Source organism: Mesorhizobium sp. WSM4807 (genome assembly GCF_055811615.1).
On the sequence record NZ_JBVVQY010000042.1, the window covers coordinates 1 to 19,893 of the forward strand.

Here is a 19,893-nt window from a genome sequence, read left to right on the forward strand (position 1 = left end):
CACCGCCAGACGAAAGAGGCGGCAAACAGATATGTTCAACCTACCGCCACCGCGCCACATCTCGACTCTACGCGACCTGCTCGTTCTGGCAGATGAGCCGAACAGCAGCGTCGCCGCGTGACGTTCGCGACATTCGCATCGCGGCCGCTTCAAACGGCTTGATGTCGCCTTATTTGGTGTTGGAGCAAGCTATCGTGTTAAGATCGCTGGTCGGCACCGTGCTATCTTTAGGGCAACGCGGCTGCAAATGCCGGTTCGTACGCATGAGTATACCGCCAAGCTGACCGCAGAAGACAATGCAAAGATTTTCTTGCCGCAGATTTTCGCAAAAGCAAGGAGACGTTCATGAGCACAAGTGGCCGATATCTCCGGAGCCTGATTGCATGCATGCTTGCCTGTGTCTTCTGGGTGGATACGGCTTCAGCGCAGTCGAATAACGCCGGCTGTACGTTCCGACTGGTAGCAGGTACGTCCCGACAAATTCTGAGATGCCGGGAAGGCCTTACCATCATTGCGGAAGATGGCGCTCGTTTTGCACTGGTGGACCGTGATCGAAATGGTAGTGCCGATGCGGTCACATTACGGCGCAAGGCGCTGTTGCTCGATGCTCCAGCCGGCAGGGTCCGGGGTGGCTTCGCTGTCGTCACCCCGCAGGCGATCGCCGCGGTGCGAGGCACAAAATGGGCAGTCGACGTTGCCCGTGGCAAGACGTCTGTTTTCGTCGTCAAAGGTCGCGTCGCCGTGCAAAGGCCGGCGTCCAATGCTGGCGTAGTCCTCGGGCCGGGCGAAGGCGTCGATGTGGAAGCCGGAACAGGCACACTGACGGTCAAGCGCTGGCCCGCCGCACGTGTTTCGGCTTTGATGGCCCGTTTCGGTCAGTAAGCTAAATGAGCGGGCGAGCGCTTCAGACGCTGATTGCGCTCGTTCTGGCGGGTCTTTGGGGGACCGGCCTTGGCTTTGCGCACTGGCGCGGCAACATGTGGTCCCTCGATCGCGTCGAAGCAACGATGACGGATCTTCGAACGCTTGTTCGGGGAACGGCAAAGCCGCCGGAGCTGATTACCATTGTCGCAATAGACGACGAAACAGTCCGAAACGACGGCCGCTATCCCCTCAGCCGCGCCACGCTTGCCCGGATTGTCGATACGATAGCTCGCTTTGGGCCGAAAGCCATTGCGGTCGACCTGCTGCTGGTCGATCCCGGGAAAAAAGATGATGATGAGGCGCTCGCGCGTTCGCTTCGTGGGACTTCAAGCGTAATCGCTGCTGCAGCGGTCTACTCGGGAGGTAAACAATCGATTGCAGTCGAGGGCGATGGCCCTCTCGCCCGAGTGCCGAATGCCAAGCGGTTTCTGTGGCCCCTGGAAGCGTTCTCGGATATCGCCGCTGTCGGCGTCGTGAACGTGGTTACCGACTGGACGGGAACGCCTCGGTTCGTCCCGTTGCTGTTTCGGGCCGGAGATCGGACGGAAGCGTCTTTCTCCCTGCGCGTTGCCGCCATGGCGGTGGGAGAGAATCCGGGAATTGCGCCCGACTATCTATCTCTGGGTGGACAGCGGATTCGGACGGACATTGGTCACATACTCCCTCTGACATTCTATGGCCCCCGCGGCACGATCCGCACGATCAGCGCCACGACGGTTCTGGGGGGCCAAGTCGATGGCGGCATTATTCGGGATCGAATTGTTGTGATCGGTGCCACTGCAACCGGCACCGGCGATGTTTTCCCGACACCGTTTGATCCCGTGCTCCCAGGCGTCGAGGTCATGTCGACGGCCATTGCCCATCTGATGACCGGCGACGGCATAGTGCGAGATCAGTACGTTCGCCTTGCAGATGCCGGCTTTGCAGTGGTGCTGCCAGTGGTCCTTGTGGGGCTGTTGGCATGGCGTCGCAACGCCATCGGCCTTGCGGCGATCGTCGGCGTGGTTGTGACCTGGTTCGTGGTCAATATGACCGCATTCTCACACCATATCTGGCTGAGCGCGGCGTTGCCGATGGCCGCCGCCGTTCCGCCAGCTATTTTGTTCGGGGCCGCGCAGCTTTGGTTGGGCAGGAACCAGGCCCAGTATTTCGCCACGCAGAGCGAATTGCTTCAACGAGTTCAGGCCCCGGGCCTTGCGGGGTGGCTCGCGAAGCATGGCGACTTTCTCCTGGAACCTGTCCGGAGGGACGCCGCCATCATATTCATTGACCTGTCCGGTTTCACCGGACTGAGCGAAACATTGGGGCCGAACGCCACACGCGAACTTTTGAACACGTTCCATGCCTTGGTGGACGAAGAGGTGACAAGCTGCGGTGGCGTTGTCACGAATTTCATGGGTGACGGAGCCATGATCCTGTTCGGTCTACCGGAAGCAACGACAGATGATGCCTTCAATGCTGCCCGCTGCTGCGCAGCGCTCACCAGCCGTACCAACAACTGGCTCGTCTCGTTGCCCGCATCGACTGCATCGAGGCTCGGCTTCAAGATCGGAGCGCATTACGGAACAATCGTTGCGTCGAGACTCGGTGGCAAAGGCCGTCAGCACATCGCGACTACTGGTGATACGGTTAACGTCGCCAGTCGCTTGATGGAGATCGCGGCCGACCAAAATGCCGAAGTCGCAGTGAGCGACAAAATGGTGCAAGTCGCCGGCCGCGACTGCGAGTTGTTCAAATCTGGTGCTCTAAGAGGACCTGTGGAAGCACAGGTCCGCGGGCGTTCAGGCTCGCTCGCAATCTGGCTGTGGCAGAGTTCGCAGACGCTGTAGGATACTAGGCCCCGTGAACAATGATGGTACCGGAATGTCTGAATGGCGCCCATTTTGGCCGCGACACTTCAAATCCTGCCTGAGGCCTCGGCCAACCCGAACGGGAGACTTTGAAAAAATCCGCATTGATGGAAGGCGGCTTCGGGTCATCAGCGCTGGTTTGCCGCGAATGTCGGCTATCGGGCAGCAAAATGGGCTGGCGAAGGTCGCCTTTGGGTTAGAACGTCCGGTTCAGGCTGTGCGGCGGAAAGACAGAGAGAGGTCGAACCTTGCCGATCAGGTATCGGCGAAACGCTACCGTGAATCTGTGTCCCAATAATGGACAGGGGCCCAGTTGCACCGTCGCCATCGAGGGCGTAGCCACCAACACGCCGGCAAATAATGCAATGGCGCGCATTTCCTCCTCCCGGGGAGGCGAGACCATTGCCTCTCGCGTCGATATTCGATTCACTGTTCCAGGCAGTGGGCCGAAGCATTCAGATGCGTTTTGCGTTGCATGTCTCTTCCTTTCGTTATCTCGAGTCAGGACCATCAATGGCAAATCCTCCGCGCCGGCCGACAAATCCAATGGCTGCCGCCGAAGCCGCCTTCAAGCCTGCCAAGAAGCCGGCCGCACCGGTTCGCGAAACCGCAGCTGCTCCAAATGTCAGAGAGCTTGTTTCAATCAGGATCGATCGAGCTGTCCTGGATTATTTCCAGGGCGACGGACCAGGCTGGCAGGACCGTATTAACGGCGCTTTGCGGGCCATCGTCGAGAAGCGGATCGCTGCCGAGGACGACCGTTCAGACGACATCACCTGACGAAAATGTGAGCGCCTGGCGCGATCGCGGGAACGGGTTTCGGTCAAACCGGCAAGGATTGCAGTCCGGTCGGAGGGTTGGTCTCAGGCACAGGCGCGGGGGCAAGCTGCTTGGCCATGTCGATCAGCGGCAGCCGGATGACCGCACGAAGGCCGTTGCTCCGGTTTTCCAGCACGATGTCGCCGCCGTGGTGACGGGCGATGGCGCGGGCGATTGACAGGCCGAGCCCGACGCCACCGGTCTCCCGGTTGCGCGACTGCTCCAGGCGGAAGAAGGGGGCGAACACCTGTTCCATTTCGCCTGGCGGAATGCCGGGCCCGGCGTCCTCGACCATGATGTCCAGGCTGTCGGCACGCCTGACCAGGCTCACCTTGGCCTGCTCGCCGTAGCGGATGGCATTTTCGACGAGGTTGCGGATCGCCCGGCGCAGGGAGTCCGGCCGGCAGCGGTACAGCACCTTGGGCCCGTCGCTGACGGTGACGTTTTGGCCCAGCTCCGCGAGGTCGTCGCAGAGGCTGCCGACCAGCGCCGAAAGATCGACGGTTCGCGTCTCCTCTACCGCGGCGTCCTCGCGCGCGAAGGCGAGCGCTGCTTCCGTCATTGTCTGGATTTCCTCGATGGTCTTCAGCATCTTTTCCTGGAGGTCGTGATCCTGGACGAACTCCGCGCGCAGCCGGAGCGAGGTCAGCGGCGTGCGCAGGTCGTGGCTGATCGCCGCCAGCATGCGCGTCCGGTCCTCGACGAAGCGCTGCAGGCGCTCCTGCATGCGGTTGAACGCCTCGGCGGTCTGGCGAATGTCGTCCGGCCCTGATTCCGGCAGCCGCGGCACGGCCTCGCCGCGGCCGAACAGTTCAGCGGCATTGGCGAGCCGTCGCAGCGGACGCGCGATTGCCTGCGCCCCGAAAATCGCTATGGCGGACAGGATGAGTGCGGTGAGCGCCAGCGATATCGCCGATTGCGCCGTCCAGAAGGCGTTCGGCATCACCTTGGCGTAGGCGGCGTTCAGCCAGGTGCTGTCGTCGAGGCGGACGGAAAGCCCCATGCCGTTTGGGGCGCCGTCCATATAAAGGAACTTGGCAGGTCGGGTGAACGGGCTGCCGCTGCCGGACAGGTCCAGCATGCGCGGCGGCACCGAAGGGTCGGCGGCAGCGACCGCGTTCGAAGCCTGCCCGTTCATGTAGGCGGCATATTTGGCGGCAATCCCGGGCAGCGGCTTGGCGAGTTGCGTCAGCGCCTCCTGTTGCCAGGCCAGGGGATTGCTCGGCCCGTCGTGCGAGGTCCAGAAGCGCGTATAGGCCGTGCCGCTAACGTTGAGGATGTCGGGTCGAAGCGAGGGCGGCGTCGTGTCCAGCAAAATGGCTAGGGAGGACGTGCGGCTGACGAACTCGCCCTTGGCCGCCGCGTGCAGGGCCTGTCCGCGTTCGTCCCACGAGATCAGGAAGGTGATCGCCTGCGACAGGGCGAGCGCAAGCAGCACCAGCATGAGGAAGCGGGCCGCCAGGCTGCGTCTCCACAACAGCATCATGCCTGGGCCACCTCGGCGGTGAAGCAGTAGCCGCCGCCCCAGTGCGTCTTGATCAGCATCGGATTCTTTGGGTCCGCCTCGATCTTCTTGCGCAGCCGGCTCACCTGGTTGTCGACGGCCCGGTCGAAACCGTCGGCCGAGCGCCCGACGGTGAGGTCGAGCAACTGATCCCGGCTGAGCACGATCCCGACATGCTCGATAAAGGCGGTGAGAAGGCGGAATTCGGCTGTGCTGAGCGCGACCGCCACGCCGTCGAGCCCGACCAGCTCGCGGCGGCCGACATTCAGGGTCCAGCGGTCGAAGCGCAGCGCGTTCGACTTGAGCCGACCGCGCTGCGGCGGCAGGCTGTGGACGCGCCTGAGCACAGCCTTGATTCGCGCCAGCAGCTCCCGCGGATTGAACGGCTTCGTCAGGTAGTCGTCAGCCCCGATCTCGAGGCCGACGATCCGGTCGACCTCCTCGGCCATGGCGGTAAGGAAGATGATCGGAACGTCGACCGTTCCGCGCACGTGCCGGCAGGCGGCAATGCCGTCCTCGCCAGGCATCATGACGTCGAGGACGATAAGATCGGGCAGGCTGCGGTCGAGCAGCCGCTTGAGCGCGGCCGTGCTGTCGGCGACGCTGACGCGATAACCCTGCTGCGTGAGGTATTTCCCCACGAGATCGCGGATGTCCCTGTGGTCGTCGACGACCGCGATGTGCTGCGCCACTTCCATGCAATGCTCCAAGGTCGCCGCTGAATAGTCGGTCAGTATCGACGATATCTAGTTCGCGTCTACACGGATGATCACCTTCCGCGCCATGGCAGCAATCTCGCCCGACATCAACAAAGCGTGAGAAGTGTAACGAAATGTATCAGAGCGCTGCGCCCGCGACAACTTGCGATGAACTGCCGGTATTCGGGACAAGGTTCTGCGACAGCTCCCGCCTAACTTGGCCTCGTCGCTAGCCGGGACGTCCGGTCTTTGTCGCCAGGCCATGCCGCGCGGCATCCAGACTTCGGTCCTCGCCAGCCTTTGATCGAAAGGATTGCACAATGGCCAGATTGATCATCAACGGCACGCCACGTGACATCGAGGTCGATCCGGACACGCCGCTGCTGTGGGTGATCCGCGAGCAGATTGGGCTTACCGGAACGAAGTATGGTTGCGGCGTTGCCGCCTGCGGCGCCTGCACCATCCATATAGACGGCGTCGCCACGCGCTCCTGCGTGCTTCCCGTGAGCGCGGTCGAGCCCGACCAGCAAATCACCACCATCGAGGGGCTTTCGCCGGACAGCTCGCATCCGGTCCAGCAGGCCTGGCTGGCGCTCGATGTGCCGCAATGCGGCTACTGCCAGGCCGGCATGATCATGGCTGCGGCGGGTCTGCTCATGCAGAACCCGAACCCCGCGGACGAGGACATCAACGCTGAGATCACCAATATCTGCCGCTGCGGCACCTACAACCGGGTGCGCGCCGCGATCAAGCTGGCCGCCAAAGCCGGCGAAGCCACGCAACGCGGTTGAGGAGAACAGTCATGAACGCCATAATTTCCCTCTCGCGCCGCAGCTTCATCATCGGCGTGGCCTCCACGGCCGGCGGCTTGTCCCTCGGATTCAACGTGCCGTTCATCAAGCCGGCGCGTGCCGAGGGCAGCGAGACGGCGCCGGAGATCAATGCCTGGGTGGTGATCAGGCCCGACGATACGGTGGTCATCCGCATCGCCCGCTCCGAGATGGGGCAGGGGACGCTAACCGGCCTGGCGCAACTCGTCGCCGAAGAGCTGAACTGCGACTGGTCCAAGGTCACGACCGAATATCCGTCTCCGGCCCAGAACCTGGCGCGCGACCGCGTGTGGGGCAACTTCTCGACCGGCGGCAGCCGCGGTATCCGCGAGTCGCACGAGTATGTGCGCATTGGTGGCGCCGTTGCGCGCGAGATGCTGATTGCCGCCGCGGCCGCCGAATGGGGCGTGCCGGCCAGCGAATGCACCGCAAGGATGGGCATGGTCACGCATGCAGCATCAGATCGCGCCACCTTTTATGGACAATTGGCTGCCGCTGCCGCGCGAATGACGCCGCCCGCCAATGTCACCCTCAAGGACCCGAAAGACTGGACCATAGCCGGCAAGCCGCTGCCGCGGCTCGACACGGCCGACAAGCTCAACGGCAGCCAGGTCTACGGCACCGATCTCAAGCTGCCGAACATGCTCAACGCGGCGATCCGGGCCTGCCCGTATTTCGGCGGCAAGGTGGAGAGTTTCGACGCGGCGGCGGTGGCGGGCATGCCAGGCGTGCGCACTGTCGTTCAGGTCGACGAGACCGCCGTTGCGGTGGTCGCCGACACCTGGTGGCGGGCGAAGACCGCTCTCGATGCCTTGCCGATCGTCTGGGACGAAGGCCCCAACAGGCAGGTCACCAGCGCCTCGATCGCAGCGATGCTCGAAGAGGGGCTCGCCGCAAACGACGCCTTCGTCGGCGCCAGGCAAGGTGACGCCGGTGCTGCCCTGTCCGCCGCCGGCCGGACGGTCACGGCGACCTATGCCTTCCCCTACCAGAACCACGCGACCATGGAGCCGATGAACGCGACGGCGCTCTACACGCCGGAGCGCTGCGAGGTATGGGTGCCGACCCAGAATGGCGAGGCGAGCCTGGCTGCAGCGGCCGAGGCCGCCGGCCTGCCGGTGCAGCAATGCGAGGTGCACAAGATCCATTTGGGCGGCGGCTTCGGCCGGCGCGGCAACTTCCAGGACTATGTGCGCCAGGCAGTCAGCATTGCCAGGCAGGTGCCGGGAACGCCGGTAAAGCTCATGTGGTCACGCGAAGAGGATATGCTGCACGGCGCCTATCACCCGACCACCCGATGCCGGCTGACGGGCGCGCTCGACGCAGACGGCAACTTGACCGCTCTGCACATGCGCATATCCGGCCAATCGATCCTTGCCGCGGTGCGGCCGCAGGGCATGCAGAACGGCATGGACCCGGTGGTCTTCCAGGGCCTCGTCCTCACCGGCACGGAAGGCACGCTGGGATATACGGTCGACAATCTGCTTGTCGACCATGCCATGCGCAACCCACCGATCCCGCCAGGCTTCTGGCGCGGCGTCAACCTCAACCAGAACGCGCTCTACGTCGAGTGTTTCATGGACGAACTCGCCCATGCGGCCGGCGTCGACCCGCTCGCCTTCCGCCGCAAGCTGATGACCAACCATCCGAAGCATCTCGCCGTGCTGGAGGCGGTCGCCGAACGGATCGGCTGGGACACCCCGCCCGCGGCCGGCGTTCACCGCGGCCTGGCGCAGATCATGGGTTTCGGCAGTTATGTGGCGGCAGCAGCGGAGGTTTCGGTCACCGATGGGCAGCTCAGGATCCACCGCATCGTGGCGGCTACCGATCCGGGCCATGTCGTCAACCCCGCACAAGTGGAGCGGCAGGTCGAGGGTTCCTTCGTCTACGGCCTTTCCGCCTGCATCTACGGCGAATGCACCGTCAATGGCGGCCGCATGGAGCAGGAGAACTTCGACAGCTACGAGGTCGTGCGCATGGCCGACATGCCGGAGGTGGAGACGATCATAATGCCATCCGGCGGTTTCTGGGGCGGCGTCGGCGAGCCGACCATCGCAGTCGCCGCGCCGGCCGTCCTCAATGCGATCTTCGCCGCCACCGGAAAGCGCATCCGCGCGCTGCCGCTGAAGAACCATGACCTCGCATGATCTGAGGCGCGCGAAGAACCGGCGCGGCGGCAGCGTCATTCCGCAGGCGCATCCGACCGGCTATCCGCTCTACCGGCTGGAGTGGCAGGCAGTCGGTTCGCTGCAGCGGCGCCTGCGCAACTGCATGATCGAGTCAGGGCCGAGCCCTTCGCTTTCGACGCACCGGAGCTCCTCGACCTGGAGTTCCATCTGACGGAGCGGGCCCGCGGCCTGCTGGTCGAGACGCCGGCAGTCCGGCCGTGATGCCGGACTGCGGCTGGTCGGCACGAGACAAGGGCGTCTAGTCCAGAGCGCAACTTCGGTCGTCTTATTCTCTGAAGCGCAGACGTTGCAGAAGGAGGCTGAAGGCTGGCGATGGCTGCCGCCGACTCGGGTAGTAGAGGTAGTAGCCGTCGAACGGCTCGCACCAGTCCTCAAGGACACGGACCAGCACCCCTTCGGCCACCAACGCTGCTGTCCGGTCCTCGACCAAGAAAGCGATGCCGTGTCCGGCGACGGCGGCAGCGACGATAAGTTCGACATCGTTGAACGTCAGCTGACCCTCGACCTTGACATTCAGCTCGCGCCCGTCCTTCTCGAACTCCCAAGCGTAGATGCTTCCGCTCACCATCCGGAGATTGATGCAGGCGTGCCTCGCGAGATCGTGTGGCGTCAGCGGCTGCCCGTACTGGGCAAAGTAGGCCGGAGAGCTGACTGCGGCCATCCTCAGCCTGGGTCCGATCCGAACCGCGATCATGTCCTTCTCTAATCGTTCCCCAAGGCGAACGCCCGCATCGTAACGCTTTGCGACGATGTCGGTCAGGCCCGACTCGATGTTGAGTTCGACCTGAATGTCGGGATGCTCGGCTGTAAGCCGATCGACCACTGGCCAGAGCACCGTTCGAGCAGCGTGTTCGGACGTGGTGATCCGGATTCTGCCGGCCGGTCGCTCGCGCAGTTCTGTCAGCGCAGCAAGCTTGGCTTCGATGTCGTCCAGCGCAGGCCGGAGGGTCTCGACCAACCGCTCGCCAGCCTCGGTCGGCGCTACACTGCGCGTCGTGCGGGTCAGCAGGCGCAGGCCCAGCTTGGCTTCTAACCGCCGCATCGCGTGGCTGAGCGCCGACTGGGAGATGCCAAGCCTTGCGGCCGCTCTGGTGAAGCTCTGTTCTTCGGCGACCGCCAGGAACATAGCCAAACTGCCCAGATCCTCACGTCGCATGCCAGTCACCTCCCGCTATTCATGACATCTAGTCATAGACCCATGCGACTTGCCCTGTCTAATCGCTAGGACGCGGCGGGGATATCTTCCTCAGATGGAAGCTGCGCTGCGATGCCGACTATCAGCGAGAGGACGAAATGCAGAAACGAACATCGGGCCGGAATTGATGCGTTGGAGATTAGGGTTCGCCGCGGCCTGAACTCGGCGGACATCGACACGAAGAGATCCCGGATCGAAGACTGATCCCGACCCGATGAAAGGACAATCAGACATGGCAAACGAACGCGCATTGAGAATGGGGCGCCGGGCTTTTCTGGGAGCCGCGGGAAGTCTCGCCGCTGCGCCACTACTCGCCGGAACGGGTTCGCAGGCCTCAGCCCAGGCAACAGGTTCCGGCAGCGACGCCGCGGCCCCAGCGAGCGAGCGGCGAAAGCTGGGGGCGCTGGAAGTTTCCAGTATCGGGATCGGCGTCCAGAACATGAGCCGCACTTATCAAACGACGATCCCCACCCGACCCGAGATGATCAACATCATCCGAACGGCTTTCGACCGTGGTGTCACCTTCTACGACGCGGCCGAGGCTTATGGGCCTCATAAAGTGGAACGCATCCTCGGCGAAGGCGTGGAGCCGTTCCGAAATGAGGTCGTGATCGCAACCAAGTTTGGCTGGAACATCGATCAGGACACCGGCGAGCGGCGCCCGGGCCTGAACAGCCGTCCGGACCATATCAAGATTGTGGTCGAGGGCATGCTGAAGCGTCTGCGCACCGACCGCATCGATCTCCTCTACCAGCACCGCGTTGACCCCGAGGTGCCGATCGAGGACGTCGCCGGCGCAGTCAAGGACCTGATGTCAGAAGGCAAGGTCCTGCACTGGGGCCTGTCGGAGATGGGGCTGGGGACGCTTCGCCGCGCGCATGCCGCGCTGCCTGTCACCGCCGTCCAGAACGAATACTCGATGCTGTGGCGTGGTCCGGAAGAAGAGGTGATCCCGCTCTGCGAGGAACTTGGCATCGGCTTCGTGCCGTGGAGCCCGCTCGGGGTGGGGTTCCTGACCGGTGCTATCGACGCCAGGGCACGGTTCGCCGAAGGCGACATCCGCGGGATCGAGTCCCGGTTCTCGCCTGACAACCTGCCGCATAACCTGGCGCTGGTGGATCTGGTGAAGACCTGGGCCGAACGGAAGCATGCCACGCCCGCGCAGATCGCCCTGGCCTGGCTGATGGCGCAGAAGCCCTGGGTCGTGCCGATCCCCGGTACGACCCAGATGCCGCACATGCTCGAGAACATTGGCGCGGCCGACGTCCAGTTCACGCCTGCCGAAGTCGCGGAGCTCAATGCGGCCGTGGCCGCGATCGAGTTCAGGGGCGCACGCCTTCCTGACGCCGTGCTGGTCTATTCGGGCGCAGAAGCGCCTCCGAAAGCCTGATCGCCATGGCTAGCCGTGACGGGAGGCCCGCGTGACTTCGACTGCGTTCATCTCGCGCCGGCAGGCCCTGCAACACTCGCTCCTGCTGCCTTTGGTGGCGGGTGTGAGCTCGGCGGCAGCAAGCGCCGACCCTACTGCGGCCGATCGCAGTGCCACGGTCCTGGTGGCCTACTTTACCCGAACCGGCAATACGCGCCTGATCGCCACCCAGATTGCCCGCGCGATCGACGCAACACTGTTCCATATCGCGCCGGCGGCGGCCTATCCGGAAGACTACGAGGCACAGGTCGCGCAGGCAGAGGACGAGCGGCAGCGCGGCTACGAGCCGCCGCTGCAGACGACGGTGCCGGATCTGAACTCGTATGAGACTGTGTTTCTCGGCTTTCCAATCTGGGGAATGACCGCGCCTTCCGTCATACGCTCGTTCCTGTCACAGCACGACCTGTCGGGCAAGACGCTGGTGCCGTTCATCACGCATGGTGGCTATGGGCTCGGCAACAGCCTCGCCGTGGTGGCCGAACGTGCACCCGGTGCCCGTCTGATCGATGGGTTTTCCAAACAATGCGACCAGGAGCGCGAGACGCTTCGAGAGGTCACAGAGTGGCTCGCGAGCGTCGAGATAGGCCGCTAGCCTGAGTTGCACACTCCCGCTCGTGCGTCTGTGCTTGTGGGTCTTCGATCGATCTGCGCCTACTTCAGGTCTTCTTCCACTTTTGCAGAAGTGGGCCTTTGCTCCCATAGACAGGATCCCTGCGTGGACGACCTACCTTCTGGATTGTCGCGAGCGCGCGATCATGCTCCTGGGCAGTCGTGCATTCGTCATAGGTCCCAAACGGAGGATAGGCGCCGACCACTAGAAGATCGTCGGATGCCGAAAGGCATTGGTGCCCGGTGCCAGCCGGAAGAACCGCGACGTCGCCGGCCTTCAGGGACAGGGTTCGGCCCTTTTTGCCTCCAAACCGGACTTTGGCCGTACCGGCCGCAACTCCGAGCACCTCATGTATTCGCGAATGGTAGTGAACGTAGTCGTAGATGCCATTCCGCCAGCTGTCCCCCCATCCATTGGCCTCGAAAAGCTCCTCCAAGACGGCTGCGGGATCAAATTTCTCATGCAGCCTCACGGCGCCCCGATAGACGACAAGCGGCCAAAACGGATGATTGGGTACCAGGCCATCATCCTTGAACCAAAACTCATTTGCTTTTCGCCGCCTTACAAGATCGATTACTTCTTGCCTGCCCGGTCTTGCGACACCGGTAACCTGCTCGACGGCTTTCTTGGCACTCTGCAGAATGCTCATGATGTAGCCTGCATTGCTGGCTGTCAGAAGACGAGCCTTCATGCCGATTCAACCGTCTTCATGCCGGTCGGTTCCGCTGCCTGTTGGCCGACGGCAATGCAGCCGGATTTGTTCGATGACCGCAGGGAGATATTCGGCATGAGTAACGTGGTAACGCTGCATGGTGACAAGCGCTGGAAAGCGGTTCTTGTCTACGGCCACCAGAACGGCCCGATTGCGATCGAACATTCCTGGCTGCGCTCGGCATTGTCGACATCGCCTTCAGGAATATCGGCGAGCTTTCCGGCGGCCAGCGGCAACTCGCCTGCCTAGCGCCGACGCTGGTGTGCGAGCCGGAGATCCTGCTGATGGACGAACCGACATCAGCACTCGATCTCTCGCGGCAGATAGAAGTGCTCAGGCTCATGCGGGAAACGTGCCCGGGCGCGAGGCGTGGTCGTGCTGATCGCCCTGCACAACCTCAATCACGTCCTGCGCTTCACCGATCAGGGCGATGGTCATCGCAGACGGCCGGCTGGTCGCATGCGGGTCATCGCCGAACATCACATCCGATCTGCTGCGGGGCGTTTATCACGTCAATGCGCGAGCCGTGCTCGCGCGGCATTGGCCACGTTATTGTGGATGGCGTGGCGGATGGGCGTCGGACGATCATTATGCCGACAGCGGAAACCGAATCCGGGATTCGGCGGAGATTCGAGGCGGGTGTCGTCCCGGCCGCATGACGGCAACCGCATCACGCCGGTTTCCGGGGCTTTCGGTTCAATTCGAGCGCTCTGGTCGACCTACCTCTGACCGCTGCTTGAGGGCGGAGTGCGCTTGCATTCAGCTCCAGGCGTGGCTGGCCAATCCGTAAATCCAAGGTCCGTTGCTTTCCCGGTTCAGGAACCGGCGGCCTTTGGACATCGTCGTCACGGTCTCGGCAATGCCGAGGCCGCTCTGCTGAAGGAACTCGGCAAACACGCCATCCCTCTCGCGCGAATCGACGCGCGCGAATCGACCTGCCAGCTTCTTCAGATGGACGGCGGTGAGTTGGACCGCGTCCTGGTCGCTTCGAGCCACAATGGGGCCAATCACATGGCCGCGCCCGAACTCGCGACACATGGAATAGCCAACGACCTCGCCACCGCGGCCCAGAGTGGCTATCGAGGCATCCTCTGCGAGCAACGCAAGTAGCCCCGCACGATTTGTCCCAAACGCACGCGCGTCCAGTTCGGCGATCTCGCGAAATCTGTCGCTGGGTAGCTCACTGAGTTCACCATCCAGAGCTGGCATTGGCGGGAGTTTTTGTGGGGCCTCGCCCTGGCGCATGTAGACGATCGCCTCGCTCGTGAAGCCGAGTGAAATATACAGAGGATAGGCGGCATGGGTTGCATTCAGGGCCAGATTGCGATCCCCGCACTGCTCAAGGACCTGTTCCATGAGCCATCGGCCACCTCCCTGCGCCTGTGCGCGAGGCGTCGTGATCACCAGGCCAATGGTGGCAAAATCGTCCCCGTGGGGAAACCACATCGCGCTTCCGAAGACGCGCCCAATTCCGTCAACGGCGACGATGCCGTGGCCGGCGCGGCGCAGTAGGTTCCAGTCCTTGGGGCGATGCGGCCAGCGGACAGAAATCGATAGTGCATGCAGCAGATCAACGTCGACATCATTGATGTCCCGCGCGACCAGTTCAAAGGATTTCAGGCGCACTGATCTCTGCATCTCAGTCGATCCGCTCCTTCAACGAATGCCCAACGCACGCGTCTTGATCCTGGCGCCTTTAGCCATGTTTGCGACAGGCCTCATTTGCCGCAGCTTTACAGGGGAAAGCCAGCAGGTTTCGCTGATTCGAGGCGTTTTTTCGCAATCTTCAGCCAAAGCACGACGCGATTCGGCAGGGAACACTGCTGCCTACGGATAGGCTGGTCGCACCCGGTGACAATGTGCAAGCAGAGCGGACCGCCATGAACGTGGAAGAAATCCTCGCGACCCTGATTGCATTTCCCTCTGTTATGGGCACGCCAAACGGCGCGATCGTCGATTGGATCCGCGACTACTGTCAGGCAGCCGGAGCCGAGGTGACGGTTCTGCCCGGTCCCGAGGGCGACCGGTCCAACCTGTTCGTCACGGTCGGCCCGCGCGAGGGTCGGGGCTACATCATCTCCGGACATATGGATGTTGTGCCGGCCGGCGAGCCGGAATGGAGCTCGGATCCGTTCGTCCTGCGTCGCGAGGGCAGCAGGCTTTACGGCCGCGGCGCCACCGACATGAAGGGCTTTCTCGCCTGCGCATTGGCCGCGCTGCCGGGGCTTGCGGCGATGAAACTGCGGCAGCCAGTTCATCTCGCATTCTCCTACGATGAAGAGGCGGGGTGCCGTGGTGTGCCGCATCTTCTGGTTGCGTTGCCGATGCTATGCGAGAGGCCGCTTGGCGCGATTGTCGGCGAGCCGAGCCGGATGCAACCTGTGCGTGCGCACAAGGGGAAGGCGGCGGCGCGGCTCGAAGTGATCGGGCGATCCGGCCATTCGTCACGCCCCGATCTCGGACTCAATGCCGTGCACGCCATGGCCGGCGTCATCACGCACGCCGTGGCCTATGGCCAATCCCTCGCCGACGGACCGCTCGATCAAGATTTCGAGCCCCCATATTCTTCCTTGCAGGTGGGCGTCATCGCCGGTGGACAGGCGGTCAACATCATCGCTGGCCACTGCACTGCCGATATCGAGGTACGTGCCGTGCCGGGCGTTTCTCCAGCCTCCCTGCTTGAGCCGGTCAAGGCCGAGCTTTTTGCCCTGCGCGACAGCGGCTTCGAGGTAATTTGGCACGAGTTGAGTTCCTATCCCGCCCTTGCGCCCGCGAAGGGTAGTGAGCTAGCAGCGGTTCTGACCGAGCTGACGGGGCAGGAGCCGCTCACAGCGGTTAGTTACGGCACGGAGGCCGGGCTTTATCAGCAGGCCGGTATCGATGCGATCATTTGCGGCCCCGGCGAAATTTCCCGCGCGCATCGTCCCAATGAATACATCGAGATCAGTGAACTTGCTGCCTGCCAGAGCATGATCGAGGATCTCGGCGCGCGCCTTGCAGCATGAACAGAGGGCGGGTTCCATGGCATTTCTTTTCAATTCCGATGCGGCGCGTGCTGCGGTGTTCCGCGAGATCTTCGCGCGCGAACTCCCGGATCTGGAATTCTTCCATTCCGGCGAGGAGATGGAGCCGGAGAAGGTGCGCTATCTCATCACCTGGACAGTGCCGGACGAGATCTCGCGCTACCGCAACCTGGAAGTGCTATTTTCCATCGGAGCGGGCGTCGACCAGTTCAATCAGGACGTGGTGCCAAGCCATGTGAAGCTTGTGCGCATGGTCGAGGATGGCATCATACGCATGATGCAGGAATACGTCGCGCTTGGCGTGTTGGCGCTCCACCGGGAGATGCCCGCCTATCTCGAGCAGCAGAAAAGGTGCCTCTGGCAACCGATTGCCGCTCGGCAGGCGGCCGAACGCCGGGTCGGTTTTCTTGGTCTTGGCATGCTGGCGCAGGCAGCAATCGAGCGCCTGAAGCCGTTCCAGTTTCCGCTAGCCGGATGGAGCCGCCGCGAAAAGCGGATAGAGGGCGTTGCCTGTTTTCACGGCGCCGATCAGTTGCCCCGCTTTCTAAAGCAGACGGACATTCTCGTCTGTCTGCTACCGCTGACACAGGAAACGAGCGGCATTCTCAATGGCGGGCTCTTCTCCTTGCTACCAGCCGGGGCGCAGCTGCTGCATGTCGGCAGGGGTCCGCAACTCGACCAGGCCGCGCTGATCGACGCGCTCGACACCGGTCACCTAACTGCGGCGATGCTTGATGTCACTGATCCAGAACCGCTCCCGGAAGACCATCCGCTGTGGTCGCATTCGAAGGTGATGATAACGCCGCACATTGCCTCGGTGACACAACCGCATACGGCGGCGCAATCCGCCGTGGACAACGTCCGGCGCCACCGCGCCGGCAAAGAACTGATCGGCCTCGTCGATCGAACGCTCGGCTACTAACCAGGAAACCTCACATGTCACTGCTGACCACGATTGACACACATCCCGCCTTCACGCCGAAGGAGGCATTGCCGCTGCCGGAGCGGCTCATTTCTGGCACTCCATCCTTCAAGACCTGGGCGCAGGATGCCTCGAAAGGTGAGAAGGTTCTGACCGGCGTCTGGGAGGCGACCCCCGGCGAGACGCATTCGATCAAGGGCACTACCTACGAGTTCTGCCACATCATTTCGGGTGTGATCGAAATCGAGGAGAAGGCGGGCGAGACGAAGACCTACCGCGCCGGCGACAGTTTCGTGATGAAGCCCGGTTTCGTCGGCGTCTGGCGTACGATCGAGACCGTGCGCAAGATCTACGTCTGCGTTTATGACTGAGTTCAATGCTCAAGGTCCGGCCGAATAGCGCGCGCGGCGGTTCCAGAACAATCGACTTTCCAAGTTCCGCCTGACGCGATTCAACGCCGTCGGGCGGCTCATCCTCGACGGAAAATGCGGCGCGCGGTCCATTATTGTTCCGATGAAACGCTAGTGCCGGATGAGGACCTCCATCAAATGACGACCTACAAGATAGCGCTCATCCCCGGCGACGGCATCGGCAAAGACGCGACTGGGGCGGCATGGCAGGTGCTGCAGACGGCGGCAAAACGGGGCGGTTTCGCCCTTGATGGCACAAGCTTCCCATGGTCGTGCGCCTATCACCTGGAAACCGGCGCAATGATGCCGCCAGACGGCATCGAGATACTGCGGAAATTCGATGCGATCTATCTCGGTGCTGTGGGGTGGCCCGCCGAAGTGCCCGACTCAGTATCGCTTCACGGACTGCTCCTGCCGATCCGGAAAGGGTTCACGCAGTACGCCAACATACGACCGCACAGGCTGTTGCCGGGCGTTCAGGGGCCCCTCCGATCCGATGGTTTCGACATCCTGTGCATACGCGAGAATACGGAAGGCGAATATTCCGGTGCCGGCGGGCGCGTTCATTCCGGCACAGCCAATGAGGTCGCGATTGAGACAGCAATCTTCACGCGTGCGGGTGTCGAACGGATCATGCGTTTCGGTTTCGAACAGGCGCGGGCGCGCCGCAAGAAGCTCGCATCCGTGACCAAATCGAACGCGCAGAAACATTCCATGGTTTTCTGGGATGAGGTGACGCGCGAGATAGCGAAGGACTATCCCGATGTAGAGGTCTCGCACTACCACATCGACGCCATGGCTGCCCGCATGGTGCTGGCGCCTGAAAGTCTCGACGTAATCGTCGCCTCGAATCTGTTTGGCGACATCCTCACCGATATCGGAGCGGCCATCCAGGGCGGGCTGGGTTATGCCGCCTCTGCCAATATCAATCCCGATCGCAGCGCACCTTCCATGTTCGAGCCTGTCCATGGTTCGGCACCCGATATCGCGCATCTCGGCGTCGCCAATCCGATCGCCGCGATCTGGTCCGGTGCGATGATGCTGGAGCATCTGGGCGAGCGGCATGCTGCGGCCGAAGTGATGTCGGCGATCGAGTCCGTAACCGCGCAGGGCATAGGCACGATCGCAGGCAAGGACCGGACTGAAACAATCACGCGAGCCGTGCTTGCGGCATTGAGCTGAAAGGGCAGAGGAAAAAGACCATGAATGCGATCACGAAGATTGGCACCTTTAACGATACGGACCTGTTCCGCCAGCAGGCGTTGATTGGCGGTGTGTGGCGGGACGCGGACACAAAGGCCGTCGCCGAGGTCACCAACCCTGCCAGCCTGAATGTTCTCGGCACCGTTCCCGACATGGGGGGCGACGAGACCAGGGCCGCGATCGGCGCTGCGGCCGAGGCGTTCAGGAGTTGGAAGAAGAAGACTCATGCCGAGCGCGGGGGACTGCTGGAACGCTGGCACGACCTCATTCGCCGGCATGAACAGGATTTGGCGCTTCTGCTGACTCTGGAACAGGGTAAGCCGCTTGCCGAGGCGCTCGCGGAGATCCGCTACGGCGCGTCGTTCGTGAAATGGTTTGCGGAGGAGGCGCGCCGGATCGGTGGCGCGACCATTCCGTCACCCACTGCCGATCGCCGCATTCTGGTTCTCAAGGAAGCAGTCGGCGTCTGCGCCGTCATCACCCCGTGGAATTTCCCCAACGCGATGATCACGCGCAAAGTCGCCCCCGCACTGGCTGCCGGCTGCACGGTGGTGATCAAGCCGTCCGAGTTCACACCATTTTCGGCGCTCGCGCTCGGCGTCCTGGCGGAGCGAGCGGGCATCCCGGCAGGCGTTGTCAACATCGTAACCGGCATGCCGGCGGAGATCGGCAAAGAGCTGATGGCCAACGAAACTGTGCGCAAGATCTCCTTCACAGGTTCAACCCGCGTCGGCGCGCTTCTGATGAAGGGCGCCGCCGACGGCATCAAAAGGCTCAGCCTCGAGCTCGGCGGGAACGCGCCTTTCATCGTGTTCGATGACGCAGATCTCGATCTCGCTGTCGAAGGGGCGGTAAACTCCAAATTTCGCAATGGTGGCCAGACCTGCGTCTGTGCCAACCGCATTCTCGTGCAGGCCGGCATCTATGAGGCGTTTGCTGCCAAGCTCGCCAGCCGAGTTGCAGAGATGAAGGTTGGCGCCGGTACAGAGGAAGGCGTCGTCATCGGGCCGATGATCAATGGTGCCGCCATCGAGAAGATCGAGCGGCATGTCGCCGATGCTTTGGAGAAAGGCGCCCGGATAATTGCCCGGAGCGAAGCAGTGCCGGAAGGCAAGCAATACGCCCGGCCTATTCTGCTCGGCGACGCCACGACCGAAATGCTGCTGGCGTCGGAAGAGACGTTCGGGCCCGTTGCGCCGTTGTTCCGTTTTGAAACCGAGGAGGAAGCCATCGCGATCGCCAATGGAACACCCTTCGGCCTTGCCGCCTATTTCTACACGGAAAACCTCAAACGATCGTGGCGTGTCGCCGAGGCGCTGGAGTTCGGCATGGTCGGACTCAATACCGGTCTGATCTCGACAGAGGTCGCGCCGTTCGGCGGTGTGAAGCAGTCGGGGCTGGGGCGCGAAGGATCGCAGCTGGGGATTGAGGAATATCTGGAGGTCAAGACGCTTCACGTCGGCGGGTTGAATTAGAGGCTTTTCCGGAATCTCAAGAGCGAGACCAGCAATGAGAAAGGGGCGGTCGAACCGCCCCTTTCTCACTTCGATACTTCGGATGCCGCGATGGCCGGAG

General features: G+C 62.6%; 19 protein-coding genes and 1 pseudogene. 15 read left to right on the forward strand and 5 right to left on the reverse strand.

The annotated features are described in order from the left end of the window. Positions 1-345: 345 nt before the first annotated feature. The 3 genes from AC0L3N_RS30855 to AC0L3N_RS30865 all read left to right on the forward strand — a co-directional run bounded on the left by AC0L3N_RS30855 (position 346) and on the right by AC0L3N_RS30865 (position 3,554). Complete coding sequence (locus tag AC0L3N_RS30855; protein WP_473551358.1) at positions 346-882, forward strand: FecR domain-containing protein; 537 nt, start codon at positions 346-348, stop codon at positions 880-882. A 5-nt stretch (positions 883-887) separates the two neighbouring features. Beyond that, complete coding sequence (locus AC0L3N_RS30860) at positions 888-2,753, forward strand: CHASE2 domain-containing protein (RefSeq protein WP_473551360.1); 1,866 nt, start codon at positions 888-890, stop codon at positions 2,751-2,753. 534 nt (positions 2,754-3,287) lie between these two features. Then, on the forward strand, positions 3,288-3,554 hold the full coding sequence (locus tag AC0L3N_RS30865) for a BrnA antitoxin family protein (protein WP_123145887.1): 267 nt from the start codon (positions 3,288-3,290) through the stop codon (positions 3,552-3,554). A 43-nt stretch (positions 3,555-3,597) separates the two neighbouring features. Here AC0L3N_RS30865 and AC0L3N_RS30870 read toward each other — a convergent pair whose 3' ends face one another. Continuing rightward, positions 3,598-5,079, reverse strand: coding sequence for an ATP-binding protein (locus AC0L3N_RS30870; RefSeq protein WP_473551361.1), 1,482 nt, complete (start codon positions 5,077-5,079; stop codon positions 3,598-3,600). After that, the gene (locus AC0L3N_RS30875; protein WP_023798507.1) at positions 5,076-5,795 is read right to left on the reverse strand and encodes a response regulator; all 720 of its coding nucleotides are present in this window, start codon (positions 5,793-5,795) and stop codon (positions 5,076-5,078) included. Before AC0L3N_RS30875 ends, AC0L3N_RS30870 begins: the two co-directional genes overlap by 4 nt. A gap of 320 nt (positions 5,796-6,115) precedes the next feature. Between AC0L3N_RS30875 and AC0L3N_RS30880 the strand changes: the two genes are divergently transcribed. From AC0L3N_RS30880 to AC0L3N_RS30890, 3 genes and pseudogenes are all read left to right on the forward strand, one after another. Then, positions 6,116-6,586, forward strand: coding sequence for a (2Fe-2S)-binding protein (locus AC0L3N_RS30880; RefSeq protein WP_023798506.1), 471 nt, complete (start codon positions 6,116-6,118; stop codon positions 6,584-6,586). 11 nt (positions 6,587-6,597) lie between these two features. Next, positions 6,598-8,772 carry a xanthine dehydrogenase family protein molybdopterin-binding subunit gene (locus tag AC0L3N_RS30885; RefSeq protein WP_473551363.1) on the forward strand — a complete coding sequence of 725 codons (2,175 nt, stop codon included), beginning with the start codon at positions 6,598-6,600 and terminating at the stop codon, positions 8,770-8,772. Between the two features lie 19 nt (positions 8,773-8,791). Next, positions 8,792-9,015: pseudogene (locus tag AC0L3N_RS30890) on the forward strand (sulfur oxidation c-type cytochrome SoxA); the annotation flags it as partial. Positions 9,016-9,079: 64 nt separating this feature from the next. Here AC0L3N_RS30890 and AC0L3N_RS30895 read toward each other — a convergent pair. Beyond that, complete coding sequence (locus AC0L3N_RS30895; RefSeq protein ID WP_473551364.1) at positions 9,080-9,970, reverse strand: LysR family transcriptional regulator; 891 nt, start codon at positions 9,968-9,970, stop codon at positions 9,080-9,082. Between the two features lie 271 nt (positions 9,971-10,241). Between AC0L3N_RS30895 and AC0L3N_RS30900 the strand changes: the two genes are divergently transcribed. Continuing rightward, positions 10,242-11,399: an aldo/keto reductase gene (locus AC0L3N_RS30900; protein ID WP_473551366.1), complete on the forward strand. Its 1,158-nt coding sequence runs from the start codon at positions 10,242-10,244 to the stop codon at positions 11,397-11,399. Between the two features lie 31 nt (positions 11,400-11,430). Then, positions 11,431-12,030 (forward strand): flavodoxin, encoded by a 600-nt coding sequence (locus AC0L3N_RS30905; protein ID WP_473551368.1) that lies wholly within the window; start codon positions 11,431-11,433, stop codon positions 12,028-12,030. Between the two features lie 64 nt (positions 12,031-12,094). Here AC0L3N_RS30905 and AC0L3N_RS30910 read toward each other — a convergent pair whose 3' ends face one another. Beyond that, the gene (locus AC0L3N_RS30910; RefSeq protein WP_473551391.1) at positions 12,095-12,394 is read right to left on the reverse strand and encodes a hypothetical protein; all 300 of its coding nucleotides are present in this window, start codon (positions 12,392-12,394) and stop codon (positions 12,095-12,097) included. On the opposite strand from AC0L3N_RS30910, the gene AC0L3N_RS30915 reads away from it, so the two are divergent. Together AC0L3N_RS30915 and AC0L3N_RS30920 are read left to right on the forward strand one after the other, a co-directional pair. Continuing rightward, positions 12,281-13,009 carry a hypothetical protein gene (locus tag AC0L3N_RS30915; RefSeq protein WP_473551396.1) on the forward strand — a complete coding sequence of 243 codons (729 nt, stop codon included), beginning with the start codon at positions 12,281-12,283 and terminating at the stop codon, positions 13,007-13,009. The genes AC0L3N_RS30910 and AC0L3N_RS30915 overlap by 114 nt on opposite strands. After that, the gene (locus AC0L3N_RS30920) at positions 12,967-13,419 is read left to right on the forward strand and encodes an ATP-binding cassette domain-containing protein (protein WP_473551392.1); all 453 of its coding nucleotides are present in this window, start codon (positions 12,967-12,969) and stop codon (positions 13,417-13,419) included. Before AC0L3N_RS30915 ends, AC0L3N_RS30920 begins: the two co-directional genes overlap by 43 nt. Positions 13,420-13,519: 100 nt before the next feature. Here the strand turns inward: AC0L3N_RS30920 and AC0L3N_RS30925 are convergent, their stop codons facing one another. Beyond that, complete coding sequence (locus AC0L3N_RS30925) at positions 13,520-14,398, reverse strand: GNAT family N-acetyltransferase (protein ID WP_473551370.1); 879 nt, start codon at positions 14,396-14,398, stop codon at positions 13,520-13,522. A 242-nt stretch (positions 14,399-14,640) separates the two neighbouring features. Here AC0L3N_RS30925 and argE point away from each other — a divergent pair, with 242 nt between their 5' ends. The 5 genes from argE to AC0L3N_RS30950 all read left to right on the forward strand — a co-directional run bounded on the left by argE (position 14,641) and on the right by AC0L3N_RS30950 (position 19,793). Then, entirely contained in the window at positions 14,641-15,765 is a 1,125-nt protein-coding gene (argE, locus tag AC0L3N_RS30930) for an acetylornithine deacetylase (protein WP_473551372.1), read from the forward strand. A 16-nt stretch (positions 15,766-15,781) separates the two neighbouring features. Then, the gene (locus tag AC0L3N_RS30935) at positions 15,782-16,705 is read left to right on the forward strand and encodes a 2-hydroxyacid dehydrogenase (RefSeq protein ID WP_473551374.1); all 924 of its coding nucleotides are present in this window, start codon (positions 15,782-15,784) and stop codon (positions 16,703-16,705) included. 14 nt (positions 16,706-16,719) lie between these two features. After that, positions 16,720-17,076, forward strand: a complete 357-nt coding sequence (locus AC0L3N_RS30940) for a cupin domain-containing protein (protein WP_473551376.1) — start codon at positions 16,720-16,722, stop codon at positions 17,074-17,076. Positions 17,077-17,253: 177 nt separating this feature from the next. Further along, positions 17,254-18,297 carry a tartrate dehydrogenase gene (locus tag AC0L3N_RS30945; protein WP_473551377.1) on the forward strand — a complete coding sequence of 348 codons (1,044 nt, stop codon included), beginning with the start codon at positions 17,254-17,256 and terminating at the stop codon, positions 18,295-18,297. A 20-nt stretch (positions 18,298-18,317) separates the two neighbouring features. Then, a complete protein-coding gene (locus tag AC0L3N_RS30950; RefSeq protein WP_473551378.1) occupies positions 18,318-19,793 on the forward strand; it encodes an NAD-dependent succinate-semialdehyde dehydrogenase in 1,476 nt (491 codons plus the stop codon). The last annotated feature ends 100 nt before the right edge of the window (positions 19,794-19,893 follow it).

Excerpts from the sequence above, each read along its gene's own strand:
- AC0L3N_RS30860 (WP_473551360.1), top strand. The coding sequence starts at position 888 with ATGAGCGGGCGAGCGCTTCAGACGCTGATTGCGCTCGTTCTGGCGGGT.
- AC0L3N_RS30900 (WP_473551366.1), top strand. The coding sequence starts at position 10,242 with ATGGCAAACGAACGCGCATTGAGAATGGGGCGCCGGGCTTTTCTGGGA.
- AC0L3N_RS30895 (WP_473551364.1), bottom strand. The coding sequence starts at position 9,970 with ATGCGACGTGAGGATCTGGGCAGTTTGGCTATGTTCCTGGCGGTCGCC.
- AC0L3N_RS30950 (WP_473551378.1), top strand. The coding sequence starts at position 18,318 with ATGAATGCGATCACGAAGATTGGCACCTTTAACGATACGGACCTGTTC.
- AC0L3N_RS30870 (WP_473551361.1), bottom strand. The coding sequence starts at position 5,079 with ATGATGCTGTTGTGGAGACGCAGCCTGGCGGCCCGCTTCCTCATGCTG.
- AC0L3N_RS30945 (WP_473551377.1), top strand. The coding sequence starts at position 17,254 with ATGACGACCTACAAGATAGCGCTCATCCCCGGCGACGGCATCGGCAAA.
- AC0L3N_RS30865 (WP_123145887.1), top strand. The coding sequence starts at position 3,288 with ATGGCAAATCCTCCGCGCCGGCCGACAAATCCAATGGCTGCCGCCGAA.
- AC0L3N_RS30875 (WP_023798507.1), bottom strand. The coding sequence starts at position 5,795 with ATGGAAGTGGCGCAGCACATCGCGGTCGTCGACGACCACAGGGACATC.
- AC0L3N_RS30940 (WP_473551376.1), top strand. The coding sequence starts at position 16,720 with ATGTCACTGCTGACCACGATTGACACACATCCCGCCTTCACGCCGAAG.
- argE (WP_473551372.1), top strand. The coding sequence starts at position 14,641 with ATGAACGTGGAAGAAATCCTCGCGACCCTGATTGCATTTCCCTCTGTT.
- AC0L3N_RS30925 (WP_473551370.1), bottom strand. The coding sequence starts at position 14,398 with ATGCAGAGATCAGTGCGCCTGAAATCCTTTGAACTGGTCGCGCGGGAC.
- AC0L3N_RS30880 (WP_023798506.1), top strand. The coding sequence starts at position 6,116 with ATGGCCAGATTGATCATCAACGGCACGCCACGTGACATCGAGGTCGAT.
- AC0L3N_RS30935 (WP_473551374.1), top strand. The coding sequence starts at position 15,782 with ATGGCATTTCTTTTCAATTCCGATGCGGCGCGTGCTGCGGTGTTCCGC.
- AC0L3N_RS30855 (WP_473551358.1), top strand. The coding sequence starts at position 346 with ATGAGCACAAGTGGCCGATATCTCCGGAGCCTGATTGCATGCATGCTT.
- AC0L3N_RS30885 (WP_473551363.1), top strand. The coding sequence starts at position 6,598 with ATGAACGCCATAATTTCCCTCTCGCGCCGCAGCTTCATCATCGGCGTG.